At 74.6% G+C, this 19,340-nt stretch carries 19 protein-coding genes; 3 read left to right on the top strand and 16 right to left on the bottom strand.

Annotated features, from left to right (window positions below):
* Positions 1-66: 66 nt before the first annotated feature.
* A complete protein-coding gene (locus AB0B20_RS03840) occupies positions 67-966 on the top strand; it encodes an ROK family protein (protein ID WP_357382837.1) in 900 nt (299 codons plus the stop codon).
* Positions 967-1,035: 69 nt separating this feature from the next.
* Here the strand turns inward: AB0B20_RS03840 and AB0B20_RS03835 are convergent, their stop codons facing one another.
* The 11 genes from AB0B20_RS03835 to AB0B20_RS03785 are packed head-to-tail and all read right to left on the bottom strand — an operon-like array spanning position 1,036 to position 12,752.
* A complete protein-coding gene (locus tag AB0B20_RS03835; protein ID WP_357382839.1) occupies positions 1,036-1,785 on the bottom strand; it encodes an enoyl-CoA hydratase in 750 nt (249 codons plus the stop codon).
* The gene (locus AB0B20_RS03830) at positions 1,782-3,896 is read right to left on the bottom strand and encodes an acyl-CoA dehydrogenase family protein (RefSeq protein WP_357467853.1); all 2,115 of its coding nucleotides are present in this window, start codon (positions 3,894-3,896) and stop codon (positions 1,782-1,784) included. The genes AB0B20_RS03835 and AB0B20_RS03830 overlap by 4 nt, the downstream gene beginning before the upstream one ends.
* Positions 3,893-4,621 carry a co-chaperone HscB gene (locus tag AB0B20_RS03825; protein WP_357382843.1) on the bottom strand — a complete coding sequence of 243 codons (729 nt, stop codon included), beginning with the start codon at positions 4,619-4,621 and terminating at the stop codon, positions 3,893-3,895. The genes AB0B20_RS03830 and AB0B20_RS03825 overlap by 4 nt, the downstream gene beginning before the upstream one ends.
* Positions 4,618-5,412 carry a CoA-transferase gene (locus AB0B20_RS03820; RefSeq protein ID WP_357382845.1) on the bottom strand — a complete coding sequence of 265 codons (795 nt, stop codon included), beginning with the start codon at positions 5,410-5,412 and terminating at the stop codon, positions 4,618-4,620. The genes AB0B20_RS03825 and AB0B20_RS03820 overlap by 4 nt, the downstream gene beginning before the upstream one ends.
* Positions 5,409-6,239: an SDR family oxidoreductase gene (locus AB0B20_RS03815; RefSeq protein WP_357382847.1), complete on the bottom strand. Its 831-nt coding sequence runs from the start codon at positions 6,237-6,239 to the stop codon at positions 5,409-5,411. Before AB0B20_RS03815 ends, AB0B20_RS03820 begins: the two co-directional genes overlap by 4 nt.
* Positions 6,236-7,639, bottom strand: a complete 1,404-nt coding sequence (locus AB0B20_RS03810; protein WP_357382849.1) for a 3-hydroxyacyl-CoA dehydrogenase NAD-binding domain-containing protein — start codon at positions 7,637-7,639, stop codon at positions 6,236-6,238. The genes AB0B20_RS03815 and AB0B20_RS03810 overlap by 4 nt, the downstream gene beginning before the upstream one ends.
* Complete coding sequence (locus AB0B20_RS03805; RefSeq protein ID WP_357383221.1) at positions 7,636-8,802, bottom strand: thiolase family protein; 1,167 nt, start codon at positions 8,800-8,802, stop codon at positions 7,636-7,638. The genes AB0B20_RS03810 and AB0B20_RS03805 overlap by 4 nt, the downstream gene beginning before the upstream one ends.
* Positions 8,802-10,136, bottom strand: coding sequence for an AMP-binding protein (locus AB0B20_RS03800; RefSeq protein ID WP_357382851.1), 1,335 nt, complete (start codon positions 10,134-10,136; stop codon positions 8,802-8,804). The genes AB0B20_RS03805 and AB0B20_RS03800 overlap by 1 nt, the downstream gene beginning before the upstream one ends.
* Positions 10,133-10,771 carry a TetR/AcrR family transcriptional regulator gene (locus AB0B20_RS03795; RefSeq protein WP_357382853.1) on the bottom strand — a complete coding sequence of 213 codons (639 nt, stop codon included), beginning with the start codon at positions 10,769-10,771 and terminating at the stop codon, positions 10,133-10,135. Before AB0B20_RS03795 ends, AB0B20_RS03800 begins: the two co-directional genes overlap by 4 nt.
* Positions 10,768-11,601, bottom strand: coding sequence for a cyclase family protein (locus AB0B20_RS03790; RefSeq protein ID WP_357382855.1), 834 nt, complete (start codon positions 11,599-11,601; stop codon positions 10,768-10,770). Before AB0B20_RS03790 ends, AB0B20_RS03795 begins: the two co-directional genes overlap by 4 nt.
* Positions 11,598-12,752 (bottom strand): acyl-CoA dehydrogenase family protein, encoded by a 1,155-nt coding sequence (locus tag AB0B20_RS03785; RefSeq protein ID WP_357382857.1) that lies wholly within the window; start codon positions 12,750-12,752, stop codon positions 11,598-11,600. The genes AB0B20_RS03790 and AB0B20_RS03785 overlap by 4 nt, the downstream gene beginning before the upstream one ends.
* A gap of 215 nt (positions 12,753-12,967) precedes the next feature.
* On the opposite strand from AB0B20_RS03785, the gene AB0B20_RS03780 reads away from it, so the two are divergent.
* Positions 12,968-13,735 (top strand): enoyl-CoA hydratase-related protein, encoded by a 768-nt coding sequence (locus tag AB0B20_RS03780; protein ID WP_357382859.1) that lies wholly within the window; start codon positions 12,968-12,970, stop codon positions 13,733-13,735.
* 9 nt (positions 13,736-13,744) lie between these two features.
* Entirely contained in the window at positions 13,745-14,374 is a 630-nt protein-coding gene (locus AB0B20_RS03775) for an enoyl-CoA hydratase-related protein (protein ID WP_357467849.1), read from the top strand.
* Positions 14,375-14,493: 119 nt separating this feature from the next.
* Here AB0B20_RS03775 and AB0B20_RS03770 read toward each other — a convergent pair whose 3' ends face one another.
* The 5 genes from AB0B20_RS03770 to AB0B20_RS03750 all read right to left on the bottom strand — a co-directional run bounded on the left by AB0B20_RS03770 (position 14,494) and on the right by AB0B20_RS03750 (position 19,318).
* On the bottom strand, positions 14,494-14,913 hold the full coding sequence (locus AB0B20_RS03770) for a heme-binding protein (RefSeq protein WP_357382863.1): 420 nt from the start codon (positions 14,911-14,913) through the stop codon (positions 14,494-14,496).
* A gap of 38 nt (positions 14,914-14,951) precedes the next feature.
* Positions 14,952-16,157 carry a CaiB/BaiF CoA-transferase family protein gene (locus tag AB0B20_RS03765; RefSeq protein ID WP_357467845.1) on the bottom strand — a complete coding sequence of 402 codons (1,206 nt, stop codon included), beginning with the start codon at positions 16,155-16,157 and terminating at the stop codon, positions 14,952-14,954.
* 47 nt (positions 16,158-16,204) lie between these two features.
* On the bottom strand, positions 16,205-17,224 hold the full coding sequence (locus tag AB0B20_RS03760) for an ABC transporter permease (RefSeq protein ID WP_357382867.1): 1,020 nt from the start codon (positions 17,222-17,224) through the stop codon (positions 16,205-16,207).
* Positions 17,221-18,147, bottom strand: coding sequence for an ABC transporter permease (locus tag AB0B20_RS03755; protein WP_357382869.1), 927 nt, complete (start codon positions 18,145-18,147; stop codon positions 17,221-17,223). The genes AB0B20_RS03760 and AB0B20_RS03755 overlap by 4 nt, the downstream gene beginning before the upstream one ends.
* A gap of 61 nt (positions 18,148-18,208) precedes the next feature.
* Entirely contained in the window at positions 18,209-19,318 is a 1,110-nt protein-coding gene (locus AB0B20_RS03750; protein WP_357382871.1) for a substrate-binding domain-containing protein, read from the bottom strand.
* Positions 19,319-19,340 lie beyond the last annotated feature (22 nt).

The raw sequence follows: 19,340 nt of genomic DNA, 5'->3' as shown, positions 1-19,340 counted from the left end.
GCGGACGTCGTGTCGCGGCGACCACGTGATCTGGACCGACGGCCCGAAGGGCGATCTGACATCACCATGGAACGACCGGCAAATCCGCGCCTGCTCGGCATCGACTTCGGCGGCACCAAGATGGCCATCGGCGTGGGTGACACCGACGGCCGGCTGCTCGTCTCCGAGCGCCTGCCCACGAACGCCGAGCAGGGCGCGCCGCAGGCCCTCACCCGGGCGCTGGACCGGGCGCGCGACCTCGCCGAGCAGACCGGCGGCACCATCGTCGCGGCCGGCATCGCCTCACCCGGCATCGTGCACGACGACGGCATCGAGCTGGCGCCGAACGTCCCCGGCTGGGAGCGGCTGCGGCTGGCCGACGCGGTCCGCGCCCACCTGAACCTGACGCACGTGCGGGTGGTGAACGACCTGAAGGCCGCCGCGCACGCCGAGCTGCGGCTCGGCGCGCTGCGCGACGCCGACCCGGGACTGGTCGTCGGGCTGGGGACCGGGGTGGCCGCAGCGGTCACCGTCAACGGCGAGGTGCTGCCGGGTCGCCACGGCGCGTCCGGCGAGATCGCCTACGGACTGACCGACCTCAGCTGGCCGCCCCGCCTGGAACCGATGCTGGAGGCGACATTCTCCGGCCGGGCCCTCGACGAGCTGGCGCAGCGGCTCGGGGTGGACGGCCGGGCGGCCGGCCTGTGCGCGGCCGCCGAGCAGCCCGGCCCGGTACGCGAGCAGCTCCGCCTCCGGGTGGACGAACTGGCCCGCCAGCTGGTGACGTGCTGCCTCCTGCTCGACCCGCAGCGGATCGTGCTGGTCGGCAGCGTCGCCGGCAACGACCTGGTGCGGGAGCTGCTGACCGAACGGCTCAACCACACGCTGCCGTACCCGCCGGAGATCGTGCTGTCGGACTTCGCGCAGGACGCCGCGCTGCTCGGCTCGCTCGCCCTGGCCGTCGAGGCGCAGCCCGCTGTGGTCTGACCGCAACCACCGGCAGACGCCGCCGGGCGGGGCGCACAGGAGCGCCCCGCCCGGTTCACGCCGGCCGGCTCACCTGCGGAACGCGGCCACCGCCTCCTGGATCGCCGGCCCGGTCGCCGAGGACGCCTGCGCCCACGACTCGAACTCCAGGGCGGCGGCGAAACCGGACGTCTCCGCGGTGCGCACCGACGTCTTGATGTCCCGGGCCAGCGCCGGGTCCAGCGCCGCCCACCGCTCGGCGCGCTCGTGCGCGGCCGCCAGCGGGTCGTCGGCGAGTGTCGCGGCGAGCCCGACGCGTACCGCCTCTGGTCCGTCCACGCTCCCGCCGTCGAGCAGCAGTTGCAGGGCGCGCTCCGGGCCGAGCGCCCGGGTGAGGAACCAGGTGCAGCCGCCCCCCGGGTGCAGGCCGAGCTTCGTGAACGACGCGATCAGCTTCGCCTTCGGCCCGACGATCCGGGTGTCGCACGCCAGCGCCAGGTTCAGCCCGGCGCCCACCGCCGGTCCCTGCACCGCGGCGATCGTCGGGATCGGCAGCGCCCGTACCCGCAGGAAGCTGTCGTAGACGCGGTGCAGGTCGGCGCGGATCTCCGCGACGCCGCGGCCGGGCTCGCCGAACATCGCGGGCAGGTCGGCGCCCGCGCAGAACGCCGTGCCCGCGCCGGTGACCACGAGCGTACGGGCGTACCGGTCGGCGGCCACCTCGGCGATCGCGTCACCGAGCGCGTCGCGCATCTCCGCGTCGATGGCGTTGCGCCGGTCCGGGTCGTTGAGTGTGAGCGTCCAGCGCCCGTCCGCGTTGTGCAGTTCCACTCTGCTCATGACTCGTCCTCCTGCTCGGTCAGCCAGGACCAGACGCCCGCGCTGCCGCGCGGCACCAGCGCCGCGCCGAGCGTGGCGGCCCAGAACCGCTGAGTGCCGTTCTCGTCCCGCCAGGACCAGAGCCTGCGGGTGGACAGGTGCAGCGGGTGCTCCCGGGTCACGCCCATCGCCCCGTGCAGTTGGTGCGCGCCGCGCGCCACCAGCGTCGCGGCCCGGCCGCTGAGCACCCGCGCGGCGGCGACCCGCAGCGGGTCCGGGCCGGCCAGCGCGGCGTCCACCGCGGTGCCGGCCAGCAGCGTGTGCGACGTCATCCGGGCCAGTGTCTGCCCGACCGCCTGGAACGCCAGCAACGGCCGGCCGAACTGCTCCCGCGTCGTCACGTGCTGCCGGGTGTGCTCCACGGCTGTCTCGAGCGCGCCGGTGAGCGCGGCGGCGGTCAGCAGCGCCGCCTCGGCGCGTACCGTCGCGGCGGGGGCGGCGCCGGTGAGCCGCATGCCGTCGGTGACCGGCACGTCGAACGCGACGTCGTCGCGCGGCTCGGCGGCCAGGTTGCGGCCGGGTGCGACCCGGACGCCGGGATGGTCGGCGGGCACCACGAAGGCCTCGTCGCCCGCGTACACCAGCAGGGTCCGCGCGGCGGCGGCCCACGGCACGCGGGCGGCCGTGCCGCGCAGCCGCCCGCCGGCCACCGTGAGCCCGCCTCCGGTGACCACAGTGGCGACGCCGTCGGGCAGGTCGCGGCCGGCGGCGGCGAGCTGCCGGGCGGCCAGCACGGTCTCGGCCAGCGGTAGGGAGACGCCGTGGCGGCCCAGCCCGCGTACGAGCGCGGCCAGGTCGGTGAGCGTGCCGCCGGAGCCGCCCGCGCCCTCGGGCACCGACACGCCGGTCCAGCCCAGCTCGTGCACCGTGGACCAGAGCGCGGGCAGGCCGTCCGGGTCGCCGCCGTGCCCGCCGAGCACGTCGTCGGTCAGTTCCCGCAGCTCGTCGCCGCCGCGCCGGGGCGGCCGGGCGGCGTCCTTGGCGATGATTGTGCGCAGCACCTCGGTGGTACCGCCGCGGATCGAGAAGCCCGGCGCGGCCAGCAGCCCCTGGGCGAGCAGCCCGGCCGGTCCGTCGCCGTCGGGGTCGGGCTCGACGTCGAGCACGGTACGGGCGATCTCGTTGACGTCCGCCTCGAACTCGGTGCCCAGGTCCTTCAGCACCGCCGCCGCGTGCACCGGGGCCCGCCCGCCGTCCAGCTCACCGGCGATGCGCCAGGCCAGGCCGCGCAGCCCGGCCAGCCGGGCCAGCGCCTCGCCGAGCACCGCGTCCGCGTCCCGCCGGTCCGCGCACGCGTCGATCGTGGCGGCCAGCAGCGGATACGTGCTGAGCACCCGCTCCATCCCGCCGCGCTCGAAGGACAGCTGCTCGGTGACCTGCGTCCAGCCGTTGCCGGCGGTGCCCAGCACGTGGTCGCCGGGCACGCGCACGTCGTCGAAGACGACCTCGTTGAAGTGGTGCTCGCCGCGCAGGTCGACGATCGGCCGGACGGTGACACCGGGCGCGGACATGTCCACGATCAGCTCGGTCAGCCCCTCGTGCCGGTCGCCGCCGGTGCCGGTACGGCACAGCACGTAGGCGTGCGTGGACCGGTGGGCGTGACTGGTCCAGATCTTGCCGCCGGTGAGCCGCCAGCCGTCGCCGTCCGGGCGGGCGGTGGTACGCACCGAGGCGAGGTCGCTGCCGGACTCGGTCTCGCTCATGCCGAGGCAGAACGTCACCGCACCGGCGGCGATCGCCGGCAGGTACCGCTCGCGCAGCGCGGGGGAGCCGTACCGCAGGACGGCCGGGCCGATCTGCCGGTCCGCGATCCAGTGCGCCGCCACCGGCGCCCCGGCGCGCAGCAGCTCCTCGGTGACCACCAGCCGGGCCCGGTTCGAGCGGGCCTGCCCGCCGTACTCGCGCGGCCAGGTCAGGCCGATCCAGCCCCGGCCGGCCAGCGCGCGGCTGAACTCCGTGTCGTACGAGCGCAGCCACGCGTCGCACACCGGCCGGAACCGGTCGTCGTCGCGCCACTCGCCGACCAGCTCCCGTACCTGCCGGCGCAGCTTGCCGAGATCGTCGTCAGTCATCCCCTGTCCGTTCCCTTCGCCACTGAGTAACCGCGCGCGGCGGCCCGCCGCAGTACGCCGACCGCCGCGGCGCGTTCGGCGTCGCCGACCGGCGGCGCGGGCGCCGCGTCGCCGACGGGTACGCCGAGCGCGGCCAGGTGGCCGCGCAGCACCTCGCCGTCGGCGGTGACCTCCTCCAGCCGTGGGTCGGCGCCGAGCCGCACCACGCCCCACCGGGTGTGCAGCCGCACCAGCGCGTCCGGTGCGGGCGCGGCGGTCACGTGCTCGACCGCGCGCACGATCCGGCGCGGATCCCTCGCCCCGTGCAGGAGCACCAGTTCCCGCGCCGCCGCCGCGATGTCGGCGGCGCCCCCGCCGCCGGGCAGCCGCACCGTGGGCCGCTCCCGGGGGCCCAGGTACGACGAGTTGATCCGGCCGCGCAGGTCGACGTTGCCGGCGTCGAGCACCACCCGGTCGAACCGGTGACCCATCGCCAGCAGCACGTCGGCGGTGCCGCCCAGCCAGCCGAACCCGTCGGCGTACGCCGGGTAGTCGGTGGTGCTCGTCGGCACGTCGGCGCCGGGCCGGTGCGCGCTGGCGCCGGCCTCGAAGACCTGACTGAACGGCTCGCCGGGCAGCGCGTACGCGCACTGGCCGGCGAGCACCGGCCAGTGGAAGCCGGTGAACACCCAGCCGCCGCGCCGGAACTCCCGAGCCGCCCGGACCAGGAAGTCGGCGGTGGTCACCGCACCTCCTCGGCGAGCCACCGCCGGAACCCGTCGGGCGTGGCCGAACAGCTGGCGTACCGCTCGTACGCCCGCACGTCGCGCGGGTACCGGCCGACCGCGCCGTCCGGGCGCACCGCGCCGGGGTGCTCGACCACCGCGTCGACGAGCAGCCCGGGGATGCTGATCCCGGCGGCGCGGACCGTCTCCGCGTCGGTGACCTGCTCGGCGACGAGCACGGTACGGCGGGACGCCTGGGCGGCCACCAGCACCTCACCCAGCGGGCCCCGGATCACGCCGTTGCCGCCGGTGTCGGCTAGGTCCACGTGGACGAACGCCACGTCGGGCCGCTCGGCCCGCACCACCCGGGCCGCCCCGAACGCCGAGTCGACCCGGGACAGCCGGCCCCGGCTCCAGTCCTCGTCCACGTAGCCGGTGCCGGGCAGGTCCGGCACCGGCATGAACGGCACCCGCCAGGCGCCGGCGGTGAGCGCGGCGGTGAGCAGCCCGAGACTCAGCTCGTGCAGCGTGACCCGGGTGTCGCCGTCCTGCGCGGCCCGCCGGAAGTTCCAGGCCGGCGCCGGGCCGACCGGGCTCCAGCAGTGGCCGTACGTGGCCGACCGCAGCACGCCGGCTCCGAGCAACTGGTCCATCAGCAGCCCGCCGGAGGCGATCACCACGTCCACGTCGCGGATCCGCTGCCGGATCATCTCGTGGCCCACGGCGAACAGTTGCGCGCCGAAGTTGCCCAGGTAGACCCGCCGGCCCGGTCGTACGTGCTCGGCCACGACGGCGGCGAGGGCGCGGCTCACCGGTACGCCTCGGCCAGCATGTGCAGCCCCGGGCCCAGGTGCGCGCCGCCGTCGAGCTGGATGAGCTGGCCGGTCATCATGGCGGCGGCCGGGCCGGCCAGGAACGCCACCAGCTCGGCGACCTCCTCGGCGCGGGTCGGGCGGCGCAGCGGCGTGGCCCGGTCCACCAGGTTGTCCCGGACGTGCCGGTCGGCCTCGGCGTCGAGCGCGGCGGTGAGCACCGTGCCCGGCCCGAGGCAGTTGAGGCGGATGCCGTCGGCGGCCCACTCCAGGGCCAGCGTCCGGGTCAGCCCGAGCACCCCGGCGCGGGCCGCGACGGCGTGCGCCATGCCCTGCCCGCCGCGTTCCACACCGGACAGCGACATGTTCACCACCGCGCCCCGGGCACGCCGCAGGTACGGGTACGCGGCGGTGGTGAGGTGGAAGACGCTTGTCAGGTTCAGGTCGACCACTGCCGCCCAGCCGCCCGCCGAGATCCGCGTGGCGGGGGCGAAGAACTGCCCGCCGGCGTTGTTCACCAGCAGGTCGATGCCGTGCGCCTCGCCTGCCCCGGCGACGGTGGCGGCGGCGCGGTCGTGGTCGCGGACGTCGCAGACCGCGTACGTGTAACGCCCGCCGCCGGTGGCCGCCTCGCCGGTGATCGCCTCGCCGGTGGCGGCGAGCGTGTCCGCGTGCCGGCCCAGCCCGGTGACGTGTGCGCCCAGCTCCACCAGGCGTACCGCCACCGCCCGGCCGATGCCGCTGCCGGCGCCGGTCACCACGGCGTGCCGACCGGCGAGGAGGCCGGCGCGCAGCACACCCACGCCGGTGTCGTCGTCCCGCGTCACCGGGCGGCCCTCGCCTCGCCGATCGCCTGCCGCCGCAGCAGTTGCGCCGGCCGGTAGCGGGGATCGCCGAACGCGTCGGCCATCGACCGCAGCGCCTCGTACACGGTCCCCGCCCCTGTCGATCGCAGCGTCTCGAACGGGCCGCGCGGATGGTTCATCGCCAGTCGCAGCGCCACGTCCACGTCGTCGGCGGTGGCGGTGCCCTCCTCGACCACGGTGGCCGCCTCGTTCACCAGGCAGTGGGCGAGCCGATCGCCGACCAGGCCGGGCAGCGCCGGCACCCGCACCGACGGCGCGCCGAGGTGATCCAGCAGCCGGTCGACGAAGCCGGGGACGGCGACGCCCGCGACCGGGTCCTCGACCACCTCGGCGAACACGGCGTCGTCGGCGCGCCGGTGCAGCCGGATCCAGCCGACCTCGGCGGGCAGCACGTCGGCCCAGCCGGCGTCGGAGCTGTCCAGCACCACGTTCTGCCGCCCCGCCAGCCGGGCCAGCTCCGCCACCCGCTGCGGGGTCGGCGCGCCGAGGCTCACCACGCGGGCCGCCGGACCGTTCGGCGGCCCGGGCCGCCGGACCACCCGGGCGTTGGCGTCGCGCGGCGACTCGGCGGCGTAGTCGTAGAAGCCGCGGCCGGCGGCCTTGCCGGTCAGGCCGGCCCGGACCAGGGCGCGCACCTGGGGGATGGGCCGGTAGCGGGGGTCGCCGAACTCGCGCAGCGCGGTCTCCGAGGAGGCCAGGTGCGTGTGCAGCCCGGTGAAGTCGAGCAGTTGCAGCGGTCCCATCGGGTGCCCGAGCGCGCCCCGGGCGACCGCGTCCACCACCGCCGCCTCGACGCCCTGCGCGAGCAGGAGCTGCGCCTCGTAGTACAGCGGCCGGCAGACCCGGTTGACGATGAAGTTCGGCGAGTCCCGGCACACCACAGCGGTCTTGCCGAGCGACTCCACGAGCGCCAGCGCCCGCCGTACGGCCGCCTCGCCGGTGGCCGCGCCGGAGATCACCTCCACCAGGCGCATCCGGGTGGGCGGGTTGAAGAAGTGCAGCCCGAGCAGGCGTTCCGGGGCGCCGAACGCGCGGCCCATCTCGTTGACGCTCAGCGACGACGTGTTGGAGGCGACGAGCAGGTCCGGCCCGCCGGCGGCGGCGACCCGGGCGAGCAGGGCGCGCTTGGCGTCCATGTCCTCCACGATCGCCTCGATCAGCACGTCGGCGCCGGCCAGCGCGGTCTCCACGTCGGCGGCGGCGTCGAGATCGCCGGTCGCGCCGTCGGCACGGATCCGCTCCAGGCCGGCGCGGCCCAGCTCGGCGGTGGCGTCCACGACCCGGACGGTGTGCCCCGCCCCGGCGAGGACCTGCGCGATGCCCCGGCCCATCGGGCCCAGGCCGACCACGACGGCGATCACCGGGTCACCCGCTCGATCACCGCGGCGATGCCCTGCCCGCCGCCGACGCAGAGGCTCGCCACGCCGTACCGGCCGTCGCGGCGGGCCAGCTCGTGCAGCAGCGAGACGACCAGCCGGGCGCCGCTCTGGCCGGTCGGGTGGCCGAGGGCGATGCCGCCGCCGTTGACGTTCACCCGCTCCTCGTCCAGGCCCAGCGCGCGCACGTTCTGCACGATCTGCGCGCCGAACGCCTCGTTGATCTCGAACAGGTCCACGTCGCGTACGGTCAGCCCGGCCCGGCGCAGGGCGAGCGGGATCGCCTCCGCCGGTCCGACGCCCATCATCGTCGGGTCGACGCCGACTGCCGCGAACCCGACGATCCGGCCCAGCGGGGTGAGCCCGTGCCGCCGTACCGCCTCGCCGCCGGCCACCACCACCGCGGCGGCGCCGTCGGCCATCTGGCTGGCGTTGCCGGCCGTGACGGTGCCGCCGTCGGTGAAGGACGGACGCAGCCGGGCGAGCCGGTCCGGTGTGGTGTCGGGGCGTACCGTCTCGTCGCGGTCCAGCTCGTCCAGCGGCAGCACCTCCCGGGCCATCGCGCCGGACTCCCAGGCGCGGGCCAGCCGCTGGTGGCTGCGCGCCGACCAGGCGTCCTGGTCGGCGCGGGACACGCCGAACTCGCGGGCCACCTTCTCCGCCGTCTCGCCCATGCTCATGCCGCAGATCGGGTCGGTGCCGCCGTCGCGCCAGCCGTCCTGGAGCAGGACGTCGCCGCGCCGCACCCCGTCCCAGCGCAGCGTGTACGGCGCCAGGTACGGCATCGTGCTCATGCTCTCGGCCGCCACCGCCAGCGCCACGTCGGCCTCGCCGGACAGCACCGACCGGTGCGCGAGCTGCACCGCCTTGAGGCCGGAGGCGCAGGCCATGTTGATCGTCTGCGCCGGGACCGGCACCGGCACACCGGCCGCGAGCGAGATCTGCCGTCCCGGGTTCGGCCCGTTGCCCGCCTGGCGGCAGTTGGCCACCACCGTCTCGTCCACCGCCTCGGCGGGCACGCCGGCCCGCGCCAGCGCCTCGGCGCCGGCCAGCCCGCCCAGGCGCACCACCCGCACGTCGCGCAGCGCGCCACCGTACCGGCCGTGCGGGGTCCGCACGGCGCCGACCAGGAACGCTTGCCTGTCCATCACGGAGCCTCTCGGTCGGCGCGTACGACGCGCTTGCTCTTGTGGGTGCTGCGCGGCAGCGTGCCCTCGGCGACGGTCTCCACCACCGCGCGCACCGTCAGCTCGGCGCGCACGGCGTGCGCCAGCTCGCGCGCGACCCGCCGGCCGTCGCCGGCCACCTCGACGCGCAGCTTGATGCCGGTGAGGTAGCCCGTCGCCGGGTCGGTGACGTCCTCGTCGAGGACGATCAGGTATTCGCCGCAGGTGCCGGGCGTGGCCCGGACGACCTGCTCGACTGCGGACGGGAACAGGTTCACCCCGCGTACCACGAGCATGTCGTCGGCCCGGCCGACGACGCCGCCCGGCAGCCGGGCGAGCGTGCGCCCGCACGGGCAGGCGGCGCTGTCGCGGACCACCACGTCGCCGGTCGCCCACCGCACCAGCGGCGTGGCCCGCTTGTCCAGGTGGGTGAGCACCAGCAGGCCGGGCGTGCCGTCGGGCACCGGCTCGTGGGTGTACGGGTCGAGCACCTCGGCGTACGCGAAGTCCTCGGCCAGGTGGCCGCCGGCCTGTTCCTCGCACTCCCAGGCGATCGGCTGGAACTCCAGGCTGCCGTACCCGTCGAAGCACTTCGCGCCCCAGCGCTGCTCGATGTGCGCGCGGGTGGCCGGCACCCCGGCGCCCGGTTCGCCGCCGACCTGGATGCGCCGCACCGGCGAGTCGCGCAGCGGGGTGCCGGCGCGTTCCGCGGTCTCGGCCAGGTGCAGCATGAACGACGGTGTGCCGCCGACGGCTGTGGTGCCGTACCGGAAGATCGTGTCGATCTGGCGCTGGGTGTCGCCGGAGCCGGCGGGCAGCAGCGTCACGCCGATGCGCTGGTAGCCGGCTGTCGCGCCGAGCCCGCCGACGAACCAGGCGTAGCTGAACAGGCACTGGTACACGTCGGTGTCCCGCACGCCCTGGCTGTACGCGGCCCGCGCGTACAGGTCGGCCCAGCGGTCCAGGTCGTGCGCGGTCCACAGCACCGGGGTGGGGTTCGAGGTGGTGCCGGAGGAGAAGTGCACGCGGCGGCGGTCGGCGACCGGCGCGGCGACGGCGCTGCCCCACGGCGGGTGGGCGGCCAGGTCGGCCACGTAGTCGGCCTTGCCGACCAGCGGCAGGCGGCGCAGGTCGGCCAGTTCGCGCACGTCGCCCGGGTGGAAGCCGAGCGCGTCCCACCGGGTGCGGTAGAAGTCGCTGGCGGTGTACACGTAGGACAGTTGCGACTTCAGGCGGGTGAGCTGGTACGCGGCCAGCCGCTCGCGCGGCCACGTCTCGGCCTCGTGCCAGTGGCGCTCGGAGAACGGCCCGGTCATCGCGGGCTCCGGCGCAGCCCGCCGACGATGAAGTCGGCGTACTCGTCGGCGAGCCGCTGGCGGGTGTTGTAGTCACCGCGCTGCGGGTCGTACCAGAGGCTGATCCAGTTCAGCGCGCCGAGCAGCGGCTTGGTGGCCAGCCGGCTGTCCACCTCGCGGAACACCCCGGCCTTGCGGCCCTCGTCGATGACGTCGGCGAAGATCTGCTCGTACCGGTCGCGCATGGCGATCACGGTCTCCAACGCCTGCTGCTGGGCCGGGGCCTCGCCGAGCCGGCGCATCTCGACCGCGCGCATCGCCACCCGCTGGAACGAGTTGCGGGTCATCATCAGGCCGGCGTGGTGGTGCGCCATCCGCCAGAGCCGGTTGGCCGGATCGAGGCCGGCGTTGCCGGCGATCGGCTCGATCCCGTCGATCAGCTCCTGCATGCCGGTGGTGACGATGTCCAGGAAGACGTCCGCCTTCGCCCGGTAGTAGTGGTAGACGCGGCCCTTCGTGGCGCCCATCTCGCGGGCGATGTCGTCGATGGTGGTGGCCGCGTACCCGTTGCGGGTGAACGCGGTGGCGGCGGCCTCCAGGATGTCCCGCCGGCCGGGGGCGGGCGGACGCGCGGTGGTCTCGTCGTCGGCGGTCATGCTGTGGTCTCCGGTGCGGTGGTGTCGGGTACGACGGCGAGCGGGCGGATCGGCGACCCGGTGCCGCCCCGGATGGACAGCGGGGCGGCGATGAAGAAGAAGTCCCAGACCCGCTCGGCGGCCAGCGGCGCGAGGTTCATCGCCTCCATGATCGGCACGCCGTTGTCGACGAGCAGGTGGCAGTGCACGGCCAGCGCGGGGCTGGGCATGTGCTCGAACGCGATGGTGTCCGCGCCGGCCGCCACCACGCCGTGGTCGGTGAGCCAGCGCGCGCCGCTGACGTCCACGCCGGGTGCGCCGGTGGCGACACCGAGGTACGCGGCGTTGTCCGTCCACTTCTCGTCCCAGCCGGTGCGCACCAGCACCACGGCGCCGGGGCGGGGGCGGGGCCGGTCGGCGAACCAGCGCTCGAACAGCTCCGCGCCGACGCCGTCGGCCGGTGTCAACGGCCGGCCGAGCGCCACTGTCGCGTCCACCAGGTGACCGGGCGCCAGCATCGGCGGCAGCTCGTGCACCGACACGTCCGGCACCCCGCCGGCGTACGACTGGCTCGCGGTGACATCCACGCCGCCGTACACCTTGCCGAGCCGGGAGACGTGGGCGAGCCCGTCGACGTGGGTGCCCACGTGTCCGCCCGTGGTGATCATCTCGGCGGCGGCGGAGACGCCGTCCGGGTACATGATCTCGCCGTGCCGCTTGGTGAGTGTGAAGCTGTACGGCGGGTGGTTCGGGTGGTGCGGGATGCCCGTGTACATCTGCTGCGCCAGGTCGAACACCCGCGCGGCGCCGGACGCGGGCCAGTCGACGCTCAGCCGCCAGGACGCGCTCATGCCGCCACCGACGCCTTGATCGCCCGGCCCAGCACCAGCCGCTGGATCTCCGAGGTGCCCTCGTAGATCTCCAGGATCCGCTGGTCCCGGTAGAGCCGTTCGGCCGGGCAGGGCTTGCAGAAGCCGTCGCCGCCGAACACCTGCACGGCGGTGTCCACCGCCCGGTGCGCGACCTCGCTGGCGTACAGCTTGGCCATCGCGCCGAGGATGCCGACGTCGCCGCCCTCCTGGTGCGTCCGGGCGGCCTCGAACGTGATCATCCGGGCCGCGGTGATGCCGGTGGCCACGTCCGCCAGCGGGAACGAGATGCCCTGGTTGTCGATGATCGGCCGGCCGAACGTCTCCCGCCGGGCCGCCTCCCGCGACGCGACGTCGAAGCCGGCCAGGGCGACGCCGAGCGACTGGGCCGCGACACTGATCCGCCCGGCGGACAGCGTCCGCATGGCCAGCCGCATGCCCCGGTTGAGGTCGCCGAGCACGTCGCCGTCGGGCACCCAGATGTCCAGCTTGAGGTTGCTGGTGAGCGTCCCGCGGATGCCCATCTTGTCCTCGTACCTGTCGATGACCACGCCGTCGGCGTCCTTGTCCACCAGGAACGCGGTGATGCCGCGGGTGCCGGCCTGCGGGTCGGTCAGCGCGAAGACCACGTAGTACCGCGACGCGCCGCCGTTGCCGATGTAGATCTTCTCGCCGCGTAGCCGCCAGCCCGCGCCCTCGCGCTCGGCTGTGGTGCGGATCCGGGCGGCGTCGCTGCCGGCACCCTCCTCGGTCAGCGCGAAGCTGATCGCCTCGCCCCGGGCCAGGCCGCCCAGGTAGCGCTCGCGCTGCTGGGGCGTGCCGGCCAGCATCAGCGGGGTGGCGCCGAGCGCGTACGCGGTGAGGATCGCGCCGGTCGACGGGCAGGCGCGGGAGACCTCCTCGATGACCGCGCAGGCGGTCACGAACGACGCGCCCCGCCCGCCGTGCTCGCGTTCCACGAGCAGCCCGGCCAGCCCCTGCTCGACGAGCACCCGCACGCTCTCCCACGGGTAGCGCTGCTCCCGGTCGAGTTCCTCGGCCAGCGGCGCGAAGTGGCGTGCCGCCACGTCCCGGGCGAGGTCGCGCCAGTGGCGCCCCTCGTCGTCGAGGCGTGGCTCCCAGATCACGGACACGTGGTGCCTCCCGGTTCTCCGGCGCGGGCCGGTCGTTGCGCGCAGCGCCATACCGTTGCGTATGTCTAGATGTCTAGGTGGTGCCAGGCAGGCATGTCAAGCGCTTCCCGGATGCTGTTTTCCCTTGTGCATTGCGCTTCTTCCGCCGTCCACGAAGATCTTGACGACATACCGAAGAGTATGTTCGCCTGGTGTGGACGACAGGGAGGTGATCCGTGGAACCCGTCGGTTACGCGGTACACGACGCGGTGGCGGTCGCCACCATCGACCGGCCGCAGACACGCAACGCGCTCAGCGCCGACGTCCTGCGCGCGCTCGCCGCGGCGATGGACCGGGCCGAGGCCGACCCGGCGGTACGGGTGCTGGTGCTGACCGGCGGCCCCCGGCTGTTCGCCTCCGGCGCGGACATCCGCGAGCTGCGCCGCACGTCCCCGGCCGACTACCTGCTCTCCGAACGGCTGGAGTGCTGGCACCGGTTCGCCCGCTTCGGCAAGCCGGCCGTCGCCGCCGTCGCCGGATACGTGCTGGGCGGCGGGTGCGAACTGGCCATGACGTGTGACGCCGTGGTCGCCGCCGACTCCGCCGTGTTCGGCCAGCCGGAGATCAACCTCGGCATCATCCCGGGTGCCGGCGGCACGCAGCGCTGGGCCCGTGTCGCCGGCCGGTTCCGGGCCGCCGAGCTGGTCCTGGGCGGTCGCCTCGTGGACGCCTGGACCGCGCAGCGCATCGGCCTGGTCAGCCAGGTGGTGCCCGCCGAACGGGTGGTCGAGGCGGGGATCGCGCTGGCCGCCTCGATCGCCGCCCGCAGCCCGGTGGCGGCCCGCCTCGGCAAGCAGGCGCTGCGTACCGCCGAGGAGGTCGGCCTGACCGCCGGCCTCGCCCACGAGCGTTCGCTGCTGCTGACGCTGCTGTCCACAGACGACCACATCGAGGGCATCGACGCGTTCCTGGAGAAGCGTCCGGCCCGCTTCACCGGCCGATAGGAGAGACACGTGACGCAGGTACACGAGGCCACCGACCCGGGTGCGGGCGAACGGCTCGGCCCGGCCGCCCGCGCGGCCCTGCTCGACGCGCTCAAGCGCCACGCCCGTACGCCGGGGGAGCCGCTGCTGATCCGGGTCCAGGGCGACGCCTGGCGGCACGAGCCCGACGACCTCGCCCAGCCGGTCGTACGCGGGCAGTTGCACGAACTGGTGCTGCGGGTGCAGGCCGCGCCCGGCCCGGTGGTCGTCCACGTGACCGGCGCGGTACGCGGTCTCGGGCTCGGCCTGGCGCTCGCGGCGGACCTGCGCGTCGCCGCGCCGACCGCGACGTTCGGCACCGGCTCGCCCGCGGCGTTCCTGGCCGGCGGCGCCGGACGGCTGCTCGCCGGTGTCGCCGGCGCCGGCGTGCTGGCGCACCTGGCCTGGACCGGCGCCACGCTCGACGCCGAGGAGGCGCTGCGGCACGGCCTGGTCGGCTCGGTGTCGGACGATCCGGACGCCGGGGCCGCGCTCGCCGGGAGGCTCGCCTCGATCGGCGCGGGCCCGGCCTCGGCGCTGGCCCGCGCGCTGCGCGGCCGGGACCGGCCGGAGCTGACCGCCGCGCTCGACTACGAGTCCTGGCTGGCCGGCATCGAGTGAACCGGCCGCTCCGGCCCGCCCCGGCCGTTCCGCCCCGGCGGGACCAGCCGGGGCGCGCCGGGCGGGAGCCGGCACGGGGCCGAGGGCCGGGCGGCCCCCCTCCCGTGCCGGCATCCGGCTCACGCGACGGCGTCCAGCCCGGCGCGCGCGACCTCCATGTCCTGCGTGTAGTGCCCGCCGCTGACCCCGATGCCGCCGATCACCGCGCCGTCGGCGGTGATCGGGTAGCCGCCGCCGAAGACCACCAGCCGGTCGATGCCGGTGGTCGCACCGGTGGCCAGCGGCGCGTCGTCCTTGATGAAGTCGTACCAGCCGTCGGTGGGCATGCCGAATCCCGCCGCCGTGTACGCCTTGTCCTGCGCGACCTGCACCGACAGCAGCGCGGCGCCGTCCATCCGGGCGAACGCCTTCAGCACGCCGCTCTCGTCGACGACGGCGATGACGCAGGGCAGCGCCATCTGCTCGGCCTTGCCGATCGCGGCGGCGAGGATCCGTTGCGCCGCGCCGATGGTGACCGACGTCTTGGTGAAGTTGTCCATGAGGGGCTTCCTTCCGTGGTGGGTGGGTGGAGCGGGGCTCAGACGACGCCTGCGGCGCGCAGGCGCGAGATCTCGTCGCCGTCGAGTCCGGCGACGTCGCGGAGCACCTCGTCGGTGTGCTCGCCCAGCTCGGGCCCGACGCGGCGGACACCGCCGGGCGTCGCGGTCAGCTTGGGCACGACGTTCTGCATCGGGAACTCCCCGAGGTCCGGGTGCTCCAGCCGGACGATCGCGTCCCGGGCGGCGAAGTGCGGGTCGGCGAGCATCTCCTTGGCGGTGTAGATCCGCCCGGCGGGCACACCGTGGCGGTGCAGCAGCTCCAGCAGCTCGTCCCCGGCGTAGCCGGCGCACCACTTGGCGATCAGCTCGTCCAGCTCGCGCTGGTGCCGGCCGCGGTCGGTGTGCCCGGCGAACCGCGGGTCGGCGGCCAGCTCCGGCTGCGCCATCGCCTCGGCGAGCCGCCGGAAGACGGTGTCCTGGTTCGCCGCGATCACCACCATGCCGCCGTCGGAGGCGACGTAGACGTTGCTCGGCGCGATGTTCGGCAGGATCGAGCCGGTGCGTTCCCGGGTGTAGCCGCCGATCGCGTACTCCGGCACCAGCGACTCCATCAGCGCGAGCACCGACTCGTAGATGGCGCTGTCGACGATCTGGCCCCGGCCGGTCGCCTCGGCCACCCGCAGCGCGCCCATCGCGCCCACAGCGGCGAACGTGCCGGCCAGCGAGTCGCCGATGCTGATGCCGACGCGGCTGGGCAGCGAGTCGGGATCGCCAGTGGTGTAGCGGATGCCGCCCATCGCCTCGCCGATCGAGCCGTACCCGGCGCGTTCGGCGTACGGCCCGGACTGCCCGTACGCGGACACCCGGACGATCACCAGCCGCGGGTTGATGTCCCACAGCACGTCCGGGCCGACGCCCCAGCGCTCCAGCGTGCCGGGCCGGAAGTTCTCCACCAGCACGTCGGCCTCGGCGGCGAGCCGGCGCAGCACCTCCTGCCCCTCCGGGACGCGCAGGTTGAGGGTCACCGAGCGCTTGTTCCGGCCGAGCACCGGGAACCACAGCGACTTGCCGTACGGGCGCTCGCGTCCCCACTCGCGCATCGGGTCACCCCGCCCCGGCTCCTCCAGTTTGATCACGTCGGCGCCGAGGTCGCCGAGGATCTGGCCGCAGAACGGCCCGGCCAGCAGGACCCCGGCTTCGATCACGCGCAAGCCGGACAGCGGGCCGCGGGCGTAGTCGTTCATGTCGTCCCTGTTCTCTCGTCGGTCGTCTCGTTGGTGCGGGCGGAGGCTCAGGCCGGCACGGCGTGCGGCCGGGCCTCCGGTTCGGGTTCCGGCTCGGGGGAGTGCCGCTGCGTGCGCTCGCGGATCCAGCCGAGCGACACCGCGCCGAGCAGCGTCACGCCGAGCAGGATGTCGCCCAGCGGCAGCGGCATGCCGCGCAGCCGGAAGATGTTCAGCACGATGCTCAGCGAGAGCAGGCTCAGGAACGCGGTCATCGGGCTTCCGTGCCCGCCGCCGGCCAGCCGGAACCCGGCGATCAGCAGCGCGCCGTAGACGTACAGCTCGGTGCCCTCGCCGAGGGTGATGGCCGAGGCGCCGGTGCGCATGACCTGGACGCAGCCGGCGACCGCGGCGGCGGTGCTGGTCAGCACGAACAGCGCCAGCCGGACCCGGCCGGCCCGGATGCCGGCGCGGGCGGCGACGACCTCGTCGCCCCCGGTGGCCCGCAGGTGGGTGCCCCAGCGGGACCGGCGGACCAGCGCGCTGCACACCAGCGCGAGTCCCAGCACCACCAGGACCGGCACCGGCAGCGGCCCGATCGTGGTCTTCAGCGCGGTGCTCAGCTCCGGGGTGTACGCCGCCACCGAGCTGCCGTCGCTGATCACCTTGGCCAGGCCCCGGGCGGCGACGAGCATGCCCAGCGTGGCGATCAGCGGCCAGACGCCGAACGCCAGGGCGAGGACGCCGTTTGTGAGTCCGGCCAGCAGCCCGACGCCGAGCGCGGCGAGCACGCCCGCCTGCCACGAACCCGAAGCGGTGTAGACGGTGGCGTAGACGACCGCGCCGAGGCCGAGGACCGAGCCCACGCTCAGGTCGGCGACGCCGCCGGTCATCGCCAGGCTCGCCGCCAGCAGGATGATCGCCGGGGCGAGCAGGTCGCCGAGCATGCTGGAGATGTTGGCGCGGCTGGCGAAGTCGGGCGCGAAGCTCAGCGCGGCGGCCAGCGCCACCACGAACAGCAGCACGCTCGTGGCGGACGGGCGGCTGAGCAGGCCGGTCCATCCGGCCCGGGTACGTGTGGTCGTCATGGTGTGCTCCTGACGCTGTTGACGGCGAGCGCGACCGCGAGCACGACTCCCTCGACGACCGGCTGCCAACTGGAGGAGACCCCCCAGGTGACGATGGCCGTGGGCAGCGTGTTGAGCAGCAGCAGCGCTGCGGCGACGCCGACGAAGCTGCCCCGGCCGCCGGTGAGCGCCATCCCGCCGAGCAGCAGGATCGAGATCACCCGGAACTCGGTGCCCGGGGTCAGCGTGGACTGGACGATGTCGCCCTGGGAGGCGAGGACCAGCCCGGCGAGCCCCGCGACCAGGCCGCAGAACACCAGCGCGCCGGCCTGGATCCGGTCCGGACGCAGACCCCGTACGAGCGCGGCGTGCCGGTTTCCGCCCACCGCGACGACGTGCCGGCCCAGGCGGATCCGGCCGACCACGAACGCGACGGCGGCGAGCAGCAGCACCATGATCCAGAAGACCCGCGGTACGCCGAACAGGTCGCCGGCGACGTGCCGGCGCAGGAAGCTCTCGCGCGGGATCGGCACGAACTCGATGAACAGCCGGGTGGTGCCGCTGACCAGGAACATCGTGCCGAGGGTGGCGACGATGGGGTGGATGCGCACGCGCACGATCAGCACCGCGTTCACGATGCCGATGAGCGTGCCGAACACCAGCACCGCCACCAGGACCACGGCGAACGACGCGCCGTCGGTCAGCAACTGGGCGGCGATCAGCGCGGCGGCGACCGCCGTGACGCCGACGGACAGGTCGAACTCGGCGCCGCTGAGCATCACCAGGCTGACGCCGACGACGAGGACGCCGATGAACGCCATGTTGAAGGCCACGGCGATGACGGTCTGGTGGGACAGGAAGGCCGGCGACTTCGCGGCGGTGGCCAATACCAGCGCGACCCAGAGCGCGACCAGGGCGAGTGTGGCGCCGTGGCGGCGGAGCACGGGAAGGACCGTGCTCCGCCGGACGGCTGCCTGCGGGGCAGACAGGGACATGGTCAGGTGCTCACTTGTCGAGCCCGTACGTCTCGGTGCCCGCGGGACAGTACTGCTCGGCGGCAGACTTGGCCGGGGCGTCCTTCGCGTAGAGCGCGTCGATCCGCTCCTTGAGCGGGGGGATGGACGGCACGGCGTCCTTCGGGAACGCGCACACCGGGTTGAACAGCGCGTTCGGGTCCTTCGGTGAGTCGACCACGGGGATCTTCTCGCCGCCGACCATCCGGTCGAGGATCGTGTAGATCTGCTTGGCGTAGCCCTCGTACCAGAACGCTGTCGAGCCGCCCAGGCCCGGCGTGTCGACCCCGAACAGCATGAGGTCGGCGCCGAGGCCGTAGCCGTAGATGTCACCGGCGCGGCTGAGCTGCTCCGCGGCGTTGATGGTGCCGATGATCATGTTGTCGTTGCCGCCGAGCGCCAGGATCTTCTTCGCGTCGGGCTTGGAGACCAGGATGTCGCGGGCGACACCCTGGGCGCCGTCCGGCGTGGTCGGCGAGTTGCGCCGGGTGATGACGCCGTCGATGTCCGGGCACACCTCCTTGAGTCCCTTGAGGATGCCCTCGGTGCGCAGCAGCGCCACGTCACCCGACTCCTCGTTCTCCAGCACCGTGACGAGGTCCGGCTTGCAGTCCCACTTCTCCTTCGCGTACGTCCCGCCGGCCCGGCCGGACAGCCGCCCCGACTCGACGTTGTTGATCCCGAAGAAGTGCGCGCCCGGGTGGGCGATGTCGATCGCGATGACCGGGATCCCGGCCTTGTTGAAGATGTCCATGATCTGCGGCGCGACCTTGCCGTCGCCCTGGAACTCCACGACGTGGGTGACGCCGCGCGAGACCATCGTCTCGGCGTTGGCGACAGCTGTCGGCCCGTCCCGGTCGTTGTTGAGCACGAGAATCTCCCACCCGCGCTTCTCGGCCTCCTTGCGCATGCCGACGTCGATGGCCCCGAGGACGGGGCTGGCCGGCTCCGCGAAGTTGGCGAACCCGATCCGGACGTCCTTGGCCTCCATCGCCTTGCCCTCCGCGGGCGCCGCCGGGGCGGCCCCCTCGGTGGAGCAGGCCGCCGCCGTCATACCCAGCGCGACGACGAGCGCGGCGCTCGCGAACGATCTGCGTCTCACTCTGATCCCTTCTCTCGGCTTG

The sequence above is a fragment of the Micromonospora sp. NPDC049151 genome, from assembly GCF_040648395.1.
Lineage (GTDB): Bacteria > Actinomycetota > Actinomycetes > Mycobacteriales > Micromonosporaceae > Micromonospora.
This window is presented reverse-complemented; position numbering and strand designations above follow the sequence as displayed.

Coding starts and splice junctions, on each gene's coding strand:
- AB0B20_RS03840 (WP_357382837.1), top strand. CDS start 67: ATGGAACGACCGGCAAATCCGCGCCTGCTCGGCATCGACTTCGGCGGC.
- AB0B20_RS03835 (WP_357382839.1), bottom strand. CDS start 1,785: ATGAGCAGAGTGGAACTGCACAACGCGGACGGGCGCTGGACGCTCACA.
- AB0B20_RS03830 (WP_357467853.1), bottom strand. CDS start 3,896: ATGACTGACGACGATCTCGGCAAGCTGCGCCGGCAGGTACGGGAGCTG.
- AB0B20_RS03805 (WP_357383221.1), bottom strand. CDS start 8,802: ATGGACAGGCAAGCGTTCCTGGTCGGCGCCGTGCGGACCCCGCACGGC.
- AB0B20_RS03800 (WP_357382851.1), bottom strand. CDS start 10,136: ATGACCGGGCCGTTCTCCGAGCGCCACTGGCACGAGGCCGAGACGTGG.
- AB0B20_RS03795 (WP_357382853.1), bottom strand. CDS start 10,771: ATGACCGCCGACGACGAGACCACCGCGCGTCCGCCCGCCCCCGGCCGG.
- AB0B20_RS03790 (WP_357382855.1), bottom strand. CDS start 11,601: ATGAGCGCGTCCTGGCGGCTGAGCGTCGACTGGCCCGCGTCCGGCGCC.
- AB0B20_RS03770 (WP_357382863.1), bottom strand. CDS start 14,913: ATGGACAACTTCACCAAGACGTCGGTCACCATCGGCGCGGCGCAACGG.
- AB0B20_RS03765 (WP_357467845.1), bottom strand. CDS start 16,157: ATGAACGACTACGCCCGCGGCCCGCTGTCCGGCTTGCGCGTGATCGAA.
- AB0B20_RS03760 (WP_357382867.1), bottom strand. CDS start 17,224: ATGACGACCACACGTACCCGGGCCGGATGGACCGGCCTGCTCAGCCGC.